This is a genomic window from Methanomassiliicoccus sp. (assembly GCA_033485155.1).
Taxonomy (GTDB): Archaea; Thermoplasmatota; Thermoplasmata; order Methanomassiliicoccales; family Methanomassiliicoccaceae; genus UBA6.
This window is the reverse complement of the sequence record JAWQJJ010000002.1, coordinates 438,729-451,403: the sequence shown is the minus strand read 5'-3', so window position 1 is coordinate 451,403 and position 12,675 is coordinate 438,729. Positions and strand designations below refer to the sequence as shown.

Annotated in this window: 10 protein-coding genes; 6 read left to right on the top strand and 4 right to left on the bottom strand. The window is 58.6% G+C overall.

Annotated elements, in window-relative coordinates; translation table 11 throughout:
* Positions 1-34: 34 nt before the first annotated feature.
* Together SA339_05225 and SA339_05220 are read left to right on the top strand one after the other, a co-directional pair.
* Positions 35-1,354, top strand: coding sequence for a TrpB-like pyridoxal phosphate-dependent enzyme (locus SA339_05225; protein MDW5562611.1), 1,320 nt, complete (start codon positions 35-37; stop codon positions 1,352-1,354).
* Positions 1,355-1,507: 153 nt separating this feature from the next.
* Positions 1,508-2,050: a DUF835 domain-containing protein gene (locus tag SA339_05220; GenBank protein ID MDW5562610.1), complete on the top strand. Its 543-nt coding sequence runs from the start codon at positions 1,508-1,510 to the stop codon at positions 2,048-2,050.
* Between the two features lie 115 nt (positions 2,051-2,165).
* Here SA339_05220 and SA339_05215 read toward each other — a convergent pair whose 3' ends face one another.
* Positions 2,166-2,705 carry a DUF835 domain-containing protein gene (locus tag SA339_05215; GenBank protein MDW5562609.1) on the bottom strand — a complete coding sequence of 180 codons (540 nt, stop codon included), beginning with the start codon at positions 2,703-2,705 and terminating at the stop codon, positions 2,166-2,168.
* Between the two features lie 119 nt (positions 2,706-2,824).
* Here SA339_05215 and SA339_05210 point away from each other — a divergent pair, with 119 nt between their 5' ends.
* The gene (locus SA339_05210) at positions 2,825-5,512 is read left to right on the top strand and encodes a tetratricopeptide repeat protein (GenBank protein ID MDW5562608.1); all 2,688 of its coding nucleotides are present in this window, start codon (positions 2,825-2,827) and stop codon (positions 5,510-5,512) included.
* Positions 5,513-5,576: 64 nt separating this feature from the next.
* On the opposite strand, the gene SA339_05205 is transcribed toward SA339_05210, so the two are convergent.
* The gene (locus SA339_05205) at positions 5,577-5,888 is read right to left on the bottom strand and encodes a hypothetical protein (protein MDW5562607.1); all 312 of its coding nucleotides are present in this window, start codon (positions 5,886-5,888) and stop codon (positions 5,577-5,579) included.
* Positions 5,889-6,017: 129 nt separating this feature from the next.
* On the opposite strand from SA339_05205, the gene SA339_05200 reads away from it, so the two are divergent.
* Positions 6,018-6,722, top strand: coding sequence for an HAD hydrolase-like protein (locus SA339_05200; protein ID MDW5562606.1), 705 nt, complete (start codon positions 6,018-6,020; stop codon positions 6,720-6,722).
* A 24-nt stretch (positions 6,723-6,746) separates the two neighbouring features.
* Positions 6,747-7,127: a RidA family protein gene (locus SA339_05195; protein MDW5562605.1), complete on the top strand. Its 381-nt coding sequence runs from the start codon at positions 6,747-6,749 to the stop codon at positions 7,125-7,127.
* Here the strand turns inward: SA339_05195 and SA339_05190 are convergent.
* On the bottom strand, positions 7,122-7,706 hold the full coding sequence (locus SA339_05190; GenBank protein MDW5562604.1) for a winged helix-turn-helix transcriptional regulator: 585 nt from the start codon (positions 7,704-7,706) through the stop codon (positions 7,122-7,124). The two genes, SA339_05195 and SA339_05190, sit on opposite strands and share 6 nt — an antisense overlap.
* A 183-nt stretch (positions 7,707-7,889) precedes the next feature.
* Here SA339_05190 and SA339_05185 point away from each other — a divergent pair, with 183 nt between their 5' ends.
* A complete protein-coding gene (locus SA339_05185; GenBank protein ID MDW5562603.1) occupies positions 7,890-10,373 on the top strand; it encodes a heavy metal translocating P-type ATPase in 2,484 nt (827 codons plus the stop codon).
* Positions 10,374-10,665: 292 nt separating this feature from the next.
* On the opposite strand, the gene SA339_05180 is transcribed toward SA339_05185, so the two are convergent.
* Entirely contained in the window at positions 10,666-12,264 is a 1,599-nt protein-coding gene (locus tag SA339_05180; protein ID MDW5562602.1) for an FAD-binding oxidoreductase, read from the bottom strand.
* Between the last annotated feature and the right edge of the window lie 411 nt (positions 12,265-12,675).

The window sequence follows — 12,675 nt, the reverse complement described above, 5'->3', positions numbered from 1 at the left end:
TTGTTATATACTCGCCTGACTTTTCTCCCCGAACATGGCAATAAATCCCAATGATAAGGTCATGCTCAACGTCGACGACATTCCCCGCCAATGGTACAACATCGCTGCCGATCTCCCGTTGCCCATCCCGCCGCCGCTGAATCCCCAGACCATGGAGCCAGCTAAGCCGGAGGACCTGGCGGCCATCTTCCCCAAGGCGGCCATTGCCCAGGAGATGTCCACCGACCGGTACATCGATATCCCCGAGGAGGTCAGGGACGCCTACCTTATGCTCGGACGACCTTCCCCGCTGCAGCGGGCTAGGAGGCTGGAGGCATATCTCAAGACCCCGGCCAAGATCTACTTCAAGCGGGAAGACCTGTCTCCCGCCGGCTCGCATAAGCCCAACTCGGCCATCGCCCAGGCATACTACAACATGAAGGAGGGTGTGGAGAACCTAACCACGGAGACCGGGGCTGGGCAGTGGGGAAGCGCTCTGGCCCTGTCCTGTGCCCACTTCGACATGAACTGTACCGTGTTCATGGTCCGAGTATCGTACGACCAGAAGCCGTTCCGCCGTCTGATCATGGAGACCTATGGTTCCAAGGTGCACGCGTCACCGAGCAGTGTCACCGAGTTCGGAAGGAAGGTCCTGAAAGAAAGGCCGGACCACCCCGGAACGCTGGGCATAGCTATCTCCGAGGCTATCGAGATGTGCGTGAGCCAGCCCAACACCAAGTACTCCCTGGGGAGCGTACTGAACCACGTTATGCTGCACCAGACGGTCATCGGGCAGGAGGTCAAGAAGCAGCTGGAGATGATCGATCTCGTCCCCGACTATATGATCGGCTGCGTAGGCGGCGGCAGCAACTTCGCCGGTTTCTCCTTCCCCATGATTGGAGATAAGATAAAGGGAAAGATCGACACCGAGTTCATCGCCGTCGAGCCATCGTCCGTTCCCTCGATGACCAAGGGCGAGAACCGCTACGACTTCGGCGACACCGCGGGCATGACCCCTCTGCTTAAGATGTACACCCTGGGACATGACTTCGTACCCTCCCCCATCCACGCCGGCGGGCTAAGGTACCACGGTATGGCTCCAGCGGTCTCTGCGGTCGCCGCTCAAGGCTTCGCCAGGGCGGTCTCTTACGAGCAGAACCAGACCTTCGAGGCGGCGGTCACCTTCGCCCGCACCGAGGGCATCATCCCCGCGCCCGAGTCCTCGCACGCCATCAAGGCGGCCATGGACCTGGCGCTCGAGGCCAAGCGGAAGGGCGAGGAACAGACCATCGTGTTCAACCTCTCCGGACACGGCCTGCTGGACATGGGTGGCTATGCCAAGTACCTCCATGGAGATATGAACGGGTCCCAATGAGGGCCCCAACCCTCTTTCCCCCCCTTCCCGGCGGACGGCAGGGCTGAGATATATCTAAAGTCCAAAATGTTTATGTGGTTGGTTTTTTATATGTCAAAGCTAATGTTCAATATGCACCAGAATTGATTCTGGGAATATGGAAGTGACCTCCCTTTGCCCATTCCCCAAAGAGGCCATACGAATAGCATCAACGCCCTGGGCGTCAATTCAGGGGACCCAGAGTTCCTGTTCGATTATGGCAGGATATACCTAGTCTGCGAAAAGAGACTGGACCGAACGCTGCGCATCCTGCAGGAGTTCCATTACTCGGGATCCAAGACCCTCTGCGTTACCCGTCTCCATCCCGACCTGTTGCAGGAGAGGATGCCCGGAATGACGGTCGAATCTGCCTGGCTGAGTGAGCGTTACGGCATAAACAACATACCTCCAAATCAGTTACAGAGGATCTCCCAGCGCATAGGCTCGTTCCTGCTGGGAAAGAAGAATGCCGTGGTCCTCCTCGAGGGCATTGAGTACCTCGCCACATTCAATGATTTTCTCAAGGTCCAGATGTTCCTCGAGAACGTCAACGACCAGATCATGTCCTCCAAGGCCATTCTGCTCGTACCTCTGGACCCAGAGTCCATGGACATGAGGTCGATGGCCAAGCTGAGACGTTTCGCCGAGGTCGTCGCCCCCCAGTACGGCGCCCTCTGACCTGTCCCCGACGTTCTACCGTGATGGTCTCGCCCCTAAAACGTTCGAAAAAGGGGCGACGATAAGTCGGAATTGGTCAAGCAGCGATAGTAGAAACAAGGGGGGGGCCCCAGGCTCAGACCCTAAGGCTGGCCTTCTGGGGCGCGTTGGCGGTCCTGGCCGCTACAGCCGGGCCTTCGCCCGACACTTTGGCCTTAATCTCTTCCGCAGTGTAGTGAGGGAAGGCGGCCCAGAGGGTGTCCAGGTCCTTCTGCTCGAAGGTCAAGGGGTCCATAGCCACTATGAGCTCCACCTTAGCATCCTTGAGGAGGGAATCAATCTGCTCGAGGATGCCCAGGACCTTGTTCATGTCGTTGAAGAGGAGGAGGTACTCCAGCCCATCAAGGAAAATCGTACCCCCTGACCGGCCCCGGAGCTCCGTGCGGATGACCTTGAGGAGCTGGTTGAGGGCTTTAGGGGCGATGACATCATCCCCGCTCTGTCCGCTGAGCCAATATCTCTTGGACATCTCCAGACCGTACTTCTGGGCCACATAGTCGGGGTGCAAGCGAGTGATGCAAAGACCGCTGGTGGACCGACCCACCATCTTAGAGTATAGCTGGTAACCGTTGCGGGGATAGTCCTCGATGAGCAACGATATCTTTGAACCGTTCATCAACTTGACCACCTATCTATTTTCATACCCGGTTTCGTTTTGTGCGTATATAAAACAATTTTGAGCATGCTCCTTTTCATCTAGAAAAATATTATTCCTACAACCCACATCCATCCTCGTTGAACCGTTCATCCAGGAAGGCCCTTCTTACAGTCCGAGAAAGGGTCATGTTGCATCTCCTGGCTTATCAAAGATACCTGCAAGATTCGGACGCTCCGGCAGCTATCACTCAAGAAGGGATAGCTGAAGCGGTCGAGGTTGGACGCAACAATGTCTCCAAGATCGTCAACACCATGAGCGACGAGGGCATTATCGAGGTCCATACAAAGCATGTTAAGGGGTTCGCCAGCGTCAAGAAGGTGTATTTTCTCACCCAGAAAGGCTACCAGGACGCCCTCAATCTGAAGGTGGAGATCGAACGTACAAGAATCAACATCGTGGATTTTGACGGCAAGGTCCACGAGGACGAGATGGGCAAGCTGTCCTTGTACCTGCCCAAGAGGTATGCGTTTCTCGACCTCGCCCTGGGTGTCAGCCGAGGCAGCTTCGACTGCTCCTCCTTCCACGAAAGCAAGGTAAAGGAGGAGCGCAGGTTCGTTGATTACACCGACCGCAAGCCCATGGTGCGCACCTTCTATGGGCGGCAGAAGGAGCTGCAGGAGCTCAACCAGTTCCTGGACTCGGGGACATCGAAGATCACGGTAGTTTGCGGTATCCCGGGGATCGGGAAGACCACCCTGCTGGCAAAGTTCGTGCAGGACATCCGGGAGCAGCGGCATGTGTACTGGTACCGGGTCCATGAATGGGTCAATCTGAAAATCCTCCTTACTCCGGTGGCGGAGTTCCTATCCCAGCTGGGCAAGAAGGGGCTGGAACGATACCTGTCGAGGACGGAAGGGCCAGCGGTGGGGGAGGTGTGCGCCATCCTGGAGATGGACCTCAAGGACCTCCCCACGGTGTTCATCATCGACGACGTACAGAAGGGCGACCGTACCGTGCAGGAGTTCCTGGGGGCGATGGTCAACGTCCTCGAATCGCTGGAGCAAGTCGCAATGATCTGCACCAGCCGAGAGATACCTTCGTTCTACTCCCGCACCGCCGTCTTCAAGGGCCTGGTCCACGAGATGATGCTGGAGGGCCTGGACGTGGAAAGCTCCCTCCGGTTGATGAGGAACAGGGAGCTGCCGGAGAACGAGCTGATGGACATCTATCGCGCCACCCGTGGGCACCCGCTCTTCCTCGAACTGGTGGACGACCCTCGGAGCGCGCTGGGTAAGAACGTTAGAATGTTCATCGAGCAAGAGGTGTACTCCAAACTGGACATCACCGAGAGGCGGATCATGGACATCTCCTCGGTGTTCCGATATCCCGTCCTGGTGGATGCCTTCTTCACCATGGAAGAGGAGATCGCCAAGGACCTGGGAGTGGTGCAGAAGGAGATGGAGTACAAGGACTATCTGGTCGACTACGATACCATCGACTCCCTCCTTTCGAAGTCCCTGCTCCATGAGTCGGTGGGCCGGATGATCGGCATGCACGACCTGCTCAGGGACTTCTTCTATTCCCGTCTGTCTCCCAGGCAGCGCATCACCTATCACAAGGCAGCGTCCCGGTACTACCTCCTCGACACCTCTGCTCCCGCGCATGTGGAGGCGCTGTACCACTGCCTGATGGCGAAGGAGTACAGCACCGCCATACGCATTGCCGCCAGCAACGGTCGGGAGATCATATCGAAGGGGTATAGCCTGCCGTTCGCTCCCCTGCTCACCTCGCTCCGCGCCCAATGCGAAAACATCGATCGCAGCGAGAAGATGGAGCTCCTCCTGCTGGAAGGTGATATCCTGGAGGTCAGGGGAGAGTGGGACCAGGCTATCGCCCGTTTCGAGGAGATCATTTCCCTGACCGTGCCGGAGAAGGACCGGAGGCTACTGGCCGAGGTCAATCGCCGGCTGGGCGTCATCTACCTGCGGCGGTCGGCGTTCGACAAGGCCGAGGAATACTTGGTCCGCAGCCTGGGCCTCGCTGAGGATATAAAGGACCCCCACGCCCTGGTGGAGACGTACTACGACCTGGGCGGAGTGCTTCAGAACCGTGGCCGCCACCAGGACGCCATGGCCGCCTTCCGCCGGTCCATGGAGCTAGCACAGAGCACCCTGGACGACATGGGGCTGGGCATGGCCCTATACGGCATAGGCAGAGTATACTCGTCGCTCATCGATCACACTCAAGCTATAAAGTACAAGAAGGAGGCGCTGGAGGTCATCGAGCGCACCGGGGACGTGGATAACATTGCGAGGATATGCATCGGACTGGGCACCAGCCTGGCGGAGATGCGTAACTTCTCCGAGGCGGTGAAGTACCATGAGCGGGCGGTGGAGATGGGGCGGACTTCAGGCAACCTGGAGCTGCAGGGCTACGCCCTCCGCAACGCCGTGGTGGTGTACGTGGAGATGGATGAGCTGGAGCAGGCCCAGGAGTACATCAACCAGGCCAGCAAGATCTTTGAGAAACTTGGCAACCACGTGCTCATGGCAGACATGCACCTGATGCGGGGATACATCTACAACAAGCGGATGGAGTGGGAGTGGGCCAAGGTGGAGTTCGCCGATGCCCTGGAGACCATCCGCAAGCAGGACGCCCCTCTCCTGCTGGGCCGCTGGCTCTACGAGATCGCCCAACAGTTCATAAAGAACGGGGACAGGGAGGGGGCCATGCGGCTTTTGAACGAGGCGCTGGAGCTGACCACCCACGGGTCCGCGGAAAACCTGAAGAAAGAGGTCGAACAAGCTTTGGCGAGCATAGCGTGATTATCTTAAAAAATGAATAAAACAAAGGTCCACTGTCCCCGAAGGGAACAGTGAGGCCATCGGTTTAGTGGGGGTCGATACCGGGTATTATGTGGGGATCGATGCCCGGGATGATGTGGGGGTCGATACCGGGTATTATGTGGGGATCGATGCCCGGGATGATGTGGGGGTCGATACCGGGTATTATGTGGGGATCGATGCCCGGGATGATCAGGTTGGCGATCGACAGGTCGAGCGCCATCACGATCATGGCGAACGCTGCTATGATCAGAGCTGCGAATCCTATCAGGGTTATTGTCCGGATTTTCATTTTCCTCACCGTTTCTTGCTGTAGACAGCGTGTGGATTTGTGAATATAAAAGAGGTCGTTGAGCATGCTCCGAATACCTTTAAATATCATAACTGCGAAAAACGGTGATTTTATGGTCATCTGGCCAACCACTTTTATTCGTGATAATTGTTGGTCGTGAACTTTCCTAAATAGGAGGAGAATCATGGGGCGGGCGTGAGAGCGCCCATGCTATACGGACGGGAGGTCCGGGGGGTCGTCCTGGACCTTGATGGAACGCTGGTCAACACCACCGTCGATTTTATAATAATGAAGAAGCGGGTGACCGCCGAGCTGGTGGACCGAGGGATCCCAACATCCCTCCTCGATCCTAAGCGGACGACCGCAGACCACATCGAGCGGGCAGCCGATTACCTTGAGGCCAAGGGGCGAGGAGAAGAGGTCGGCAATCTGCACCGTTCGCTTCGGGAGATAATGAACAACACCGAGATGGAGCATGTCTCCGCGACCACCGCGGTACCTGGGGCCGGGGAGTGCCTTGGCCGACTCAGGGAAGGGGGGCTCAAGCTCGGGGTCCTCACCCGGGGTTCCCGTGGGTATGCCCTCGCCGCCCTGCGCCATGCCGGCTTGGACATGCACTCCGAGGCCATCGTATGCCGGGACGATTTTCCCGAGGAAGAAGCCAAGCCCAACGGCAAGGCGATGGTCCGGACGGCGGGCCTGATGTCCCTCCGCCCCGCGGAATGCATCCTCGTTGGGGACCACGCCATGGATCTCGCCTGTGCCCGGTCGGTGTCCGCCAGCTTCGTGGGCGTGCTCAGCGGCAGCTTCAGGGCTGAGGACTGGGCTCGCAGCGGGTGCGAGGTCGTGATCGACAGCGTAGCATCGCTTCCGGGACTGCTCTTTGACGGCAAGGCCTAAGAACGGTAAGTCCGATGTTGGGGCATGAAGAGGACCATAGCCACGGACCAAGCCCCTCGAGCGATCGGCCCATACTCTCAGGCGGTCAGGGCGGGAGAGCTTGTGTTCTGCTCCGGTCAGCTCGGTATGGATCCGGGCAGCGGGCAGCTGGTGGGACCGGATGCGGGGAAGCAGGCGGAGCAGTGCCTGATGAACCTCCAGGCGGTGCTGGAGGCGGCGGGATTTGGTCTGGAGGACGTGGTTAAGACGACGGTGTTCCTGACCGACATGAATGATTTCGGCGAGGTGAACGCCGCCTACGGATTGGTGTTCACGGTCGACCCACCGGCCCGCAGTGCTGTTGCCGTAGCCGCCCTGCCCAAGGGGGCGAAAGTGGAGATCGAAGCCATCGCCTGCCGCTCATGAGCGGCCGTGGGAGCGCATGGCAGCCCTGCATTCTTCAGAACATAAGAAGTGTGTTCGGACGCTGTCCCTAAGCCGCAGGGGCTCGTCCCGGATCTCCCTGCCGCAGTGCCCACAGAGCATTATCGGATTGACACCGGGAGCCACCACCGCCCGGTCCAGTTCCTTGTCCACGCTGATGACGCTGGCGATATCATATTCTAAGACCTGGGGTATGGACGCCAGCCGAGCGGCGAAGTCGTTGATCATGTGCCCATCGATAAATGTACATACGAGCAATAGTCTGCCGCTGCTGAGATGGAACACCTGGCGGACCTGATCGTCCCGATCGAAGTTACGCGCCACCTCCGACAGCTCGGAAGGCCTCGCCTTGACCGTGACCATCACACTGATCTCACCCATCCTCTCGGGGTCCAGTTCCGCGTGGTATCCCCGGATGACGCCCATGCGCTCCAAGTTGCTGACTTTATTGCTGACGGTGGGCACCGAGATTCTCACCCGCTCCGATACTTGGCGGAAGGATAGCCGGCCATTGCCCTGAAGTACGTTTAGGATGTTCACATCGTTCTCGTCTAGGCCCATTACGAATTGTTTGAGAGCATACAATTTATATTGTTTTTCCAACGCTCGAACGACAGCGAGCGTTGACCTTCCGTTCGTACGATCGAGCCGCCGTGTTTCCAGCTCTCGTTTAGGGCAAAGGTACTAGGGCTGCCAAGAGAATTACTTTGTGTGAAAGAACCCTGTGACGAGGACGTTTGCCCGATGCCACCGCCCAAGCCATTACCGGGATCGACCAGGTCGGCGACGTTCGGAGTAACCGGGATGACCTGCGCATCGTGCGCGGGCATCGTAGAGGAAACGATCTCCGGGCTGCCGGGAGTAAGGGAGGCCACGGTGAACCTGGCCACAGAGAAGGCCCGGGTGTCGTACGACCCCGCACTGATCGATGCGGAGAGGATCGTGGAAGCGGTCCGGGCCGCAGGTTACGGCCTGGCGGTGGACCAAGTGACTCTGGGCATCAAGGGAATGGTCTGCGCATCCTGCGCCAGCGTCATCGAGACGGCACTCATGGCCGTCGACGGGGTGTTCTCTGCCAACGTCAACCTCGCCATAGAGAAGGTTTCCGTGCGGTTCAACCCCGAAGAGGTGACGGTCGCGGCCCTCAAGGCGGCAATCGTCGAAGCTGGCTATGAAGTCATCGAGGCCGAGACCCTGGACACGGAAATGGCTGAGCGGGCGAGAGAACAGAGGAAACAGCTCACCCTGCTGGTGTTCTCCCTCTCCCTCAGCGTGCCGATCATGATCCTTATGCTCGGGTTCGACTACCTGGGATGGGCCGACGCGCTGGGAATCATGGGCAGCGAAGGATACATCCTCTTCGCCATGGCTACTCCTGTCCAGTTCATCGCTGGATACCAGTTCTATGTCGGCACTTACTACGCGTTCCGGAACCGCCGGGCGAACATGGACACCCTCATCGCCCTAGGTTCTTCGGCGGCGTACCTATACTCCGTGGCGGTGGTCTTCTTCCCGTCGTTAATCCCCTTCCACCAGCACACTTACTTCGACACCTCGGCGATGATCATATCCCTGATCCTGTTCGGTAAGTACCTGGAGGCAAAGGCTAAGGGCCGGACCTCCCAGGCCATCCGCAGCCTGATCGGATTGCAGGCCCGCACCGCCCGGGTGCTAAGGGACGGACAGGAGATCGAGGTTCCGGTCGAGCTGCTGAAGGTCGACGATCTGTTCGTCGTCCGCCCCGGAGAGAAGGTCGCTACCGACGGCATGGTCGTGGAGGGAGGCTCGGCGGTCGATGAGAGCATGATCACCGGGGAGTCGATACCGGTGGACAAGACCGCTGGTTCCCCGGTGGTCGGAGGGTCGATCAACAAGAACGGGGTGCTCAAGGTCCAGGCCTCCAGGGTGGGCAAGGACACCGCCCTCGCCCAGATCATCAGGCTGGTGGAGGACGCTCAGTCGTCGAAGGCGCCGATCCAGAGGTATGCCGACAATGTCTCTGCATGGTTCGTCCCAGCGGTCATCGCCATCGCCACGGTCAGCTTCCTGGCGTGGTACCTGTATGCTTACGGAGCAGTGGTGGGAGGGGATGAGGAGTTCGTCTTCTCCCTCATAATCTTCATCTCCGTTCTGGTCATCTCATGTCCCTGCGCCCTGGGGCTGGCGACCCCCACTGCCATCATGGTGGGTTCGGGGAAGGGGGCGGAGAACGGGATCCTATTCAAGAGCGCGGAGGCGCTGGAGATCACCGGGAAGGTCCAGATAGTGGTCATGGATAAGACCGGGACCATCACCAAGGGCGAACCGGAGGTGACCGACATCTTCGTGGTCAAGGGCACCGAGGCCGAGGTCCTGACGACGGCCGCGGCGGCGGAGAAGGGGTCCGAGCACCCACTGGCCGAAGCCATCGTACGGCGGGCGCAGGGAGATGGTCTCTCCCCCCCTGACGCGTCTGACTTCGAAGCCGTGCCCGGGCTGGGAGTGAGGGCCGAGGTCAACGGCCGGAACGTCCTCATCGGCAACCGCAAGATGATGGATGCCAGTAATGTAGACATCTCGGCGGCCCAGGCCGACCTTCGGAGGATGGAGGAGGACGGTCGCACCGCTATGCTCGTTTCCTCGGACTCCCAGCTCATCGGGATCATCGGCGTGGCCGATGTCATCAAGGAGACATCCCGGGAAGCGATAGCTGAGCTGAGGAGGATGGGCATCGAGGTCATCATGCTCACCGGCGACAACCCGAGGACGGCCAAGGTCATCGCCTCCCAAGTGGGCATCGACAAGTACATTGCCGAGGTGCTACCAGAGAACAAGGCGCAAGAAGTGGCAAGGTTACAGGCCTCGGGTAAAAAGGTCGCCATGGTTGGTGATGGGGTGAACGACGCCCCCGCTCTGGCGCAGGCCGACGTGGGCATCGCAATCGGCAGCGGGACCGACGTGGCCATGGAGACCGGGGACATTGTCCTCATACGCAGCGATCTCATCGACGCCGTGGCCGCCATCCAGCTGTCCCGAAGGACGATGACCAAGATCCGCCAGAACCTATTCTGGGCCCTCGGCTACAACTCGGCGGGAATACCGATTGCGGCGGGAGTTCTATACCCATTCTTCCACGTGCTGCTCAACCCCATCGTGGCCGCCGCGGCTATGGCCATGAGCTCGGTGTCCGTTGTCTCCAATGCCGCGCTGCTGAAGAGATACACACCAGAGATCAAGAAAAAGCCCTGACCTATTGGTCACGTCCTTCCGCTTCGAAAAGCCTTGGCGAGCTTTCCTGCCCATACCCACAGCCCTAGGTATCGAGATGCCGACGCCGACGTAACTTGCGAAATGGACGGAGCGCGGTCCTAGATCGGGCACGAAGAACGGACGCACATATGCATCAATTGTACATTGGTAAAAGTTCGAGGCCGCTCATATGGGCGTCTAAGAACTCGTGAACGGGAGGTACGGCGTCGTTCAAGCTTCAGATGTCAAGAAAAACGAGATCGAAGGAGTTTGAAAGGAAGAGGTTTCGACCTTACTCCTTCTTCAGGGGGTCGTTCTTGTGCTGATCGAAGCGCTCCTTCTCCAGCTCTTCGAGGGCGAGCTTCTTGGACTTTTCATCGATCATCTTGTCCTTGGGCAGGGTTTTCTTGGCGAGGGACATTGCGCCCATACCTGCGCTGAACAGACCTGCTCCGACCTTGAGCTTGAAGCGAGTCTCCATCCCTAGCAGCTTGCCCGGGTTCATGATCTCCTTGGGGTCGAGGGCGTTCTTTATCGCCATCTCGATCTCGTAGCCCTCGCCGCGGAGAGGCTTGAGCTGGGAACTCATGAACAGCCCGAAGCCGCCCATCAGCCTGCCCCCGTGCTCCTTGGCGACATCTCCCGCCTTATAGGCGAACGACAGGGAGGTCATCGACTTGGTTAGGGATTCCTTATCAAAGAGGTAGTAGGGCATGAACATGACCGAGTTGCGGTCGACCGCGATCCCGATGATCGCTCCCTCCATCTTCATGTCGTCCATGAGCTTGTAGAGGCCCTTCACCATGTCCGCGTAGGCGCTGACCGGCACTAAGGTCTCCGAGGCGCTGGTCCCGAGGCCGAGCATGGAGCTGCGGTACTCATAGCAGCGCTCGTCCCACTCGTGCTGGGCGAGCTCGTAGCTCTCCTTCTTGCCACCGTGCTTGGCCACGATGTCGTCGATTATCTTCTCCTCGTAGTCGACCATGGCCTTGTCACCCTCCAAAGTTACCAACCAAAGGCAGCCGACCTCGGGGGCATGGTGCCCGATCTTGCGCAGGTACTTGAAATGGTTCCCGTCGGACCAGGCGACATGAAGCGGCTGGACCTTGGTGCGGGTGAGGTCCTTCATGGGCGCGCCCACCTTATCGAGGCTCTCGAAGGAATAGGCGAGGGGCTTGAGGACCTCAGGCTTGGGGAACAGCTTCAGGGTGACCTCGCAGATCACGCCCAGGGTGCCCTCGTTACCGACGAACAGCCTGTTGAGATTGTATCCCGTCATGTTGTCGGCCAGGGAGTCGAAGCCGGTGTTAATGATAGCCCCACTGGGAACGACGACCACCATGTTGCGGATGTTGTCCGCGGCCGAGCCATACTTGTAGTTGCCCATGCCCACACCGCTCATGGCAATCCATCCCGCCACGGAGGCGTTGGGGAAGCTGCTGGGGTAGGAGCCGAGAAGGAATCCCTTCTCCCACGCGGCATCATACACCGCCTTCCACGATGCTCCTGCCTGGCAGGTGATGGTCATGTTATCCTCATCGACCTTGATGACATTCTTCATCCTGGCGACCATATCGATGGATATGCCACCGGCCGCTGGTACGCCCGCTGCAACGTATCCGGTCGCAGCCCCCCTGGGGGTGATCGGCACGCCCGCTTCGGCCGCGATCTTCACGATCTTCTGGACGTCCTCGGTAGAGCTGGGACGTACCACGACATCGGGGACGACCTTGAACCCCAGGTCCACTTCCTTGGGCAGGCCAGTCGAATCATGGCTGTAAAGCAATCTCTCCATCTCGCTGGTCTTGACGTTCTCCGCTCCGATGGCGGCCACGAGCTTCCTCACATAGGGTTTCTGTGACTTCTCAGAAGTATCGGCAACAGCTTCCATATAATACCCTCTGGGTGTTGGGAAATCTTGACCTGATAGTCGCATTGATGTATAAGAAGTCTATGCCCGTTTAGGGACCACGAAATTAATACTGGAGGCTGTGCCAGGAAAAAGCACGCCCAGGGTTTGCGGAGCGCATTTGAGCGGTCTTTTTGGGAACCTGGCAATCACCTCGCTCGGTCCCAAAGAGCACCATTCCCTACGGATCGTCCCTAATCAGGAAACGGATCCAATTACTGGGTAGACATAGGTCGTTTTTAAGCTTCATATGAAGCTTCATATGAAGTCGGCCCACGTACGATCTTTCGACCGTGAATGGAACCTGATGGACCTTTGACCGTCGTTTAACGGACACAGGTTACTTCAGGCCGCTCTGGTGCGTCTTCCGCCCCTGAGCATTATCTGTTTAGA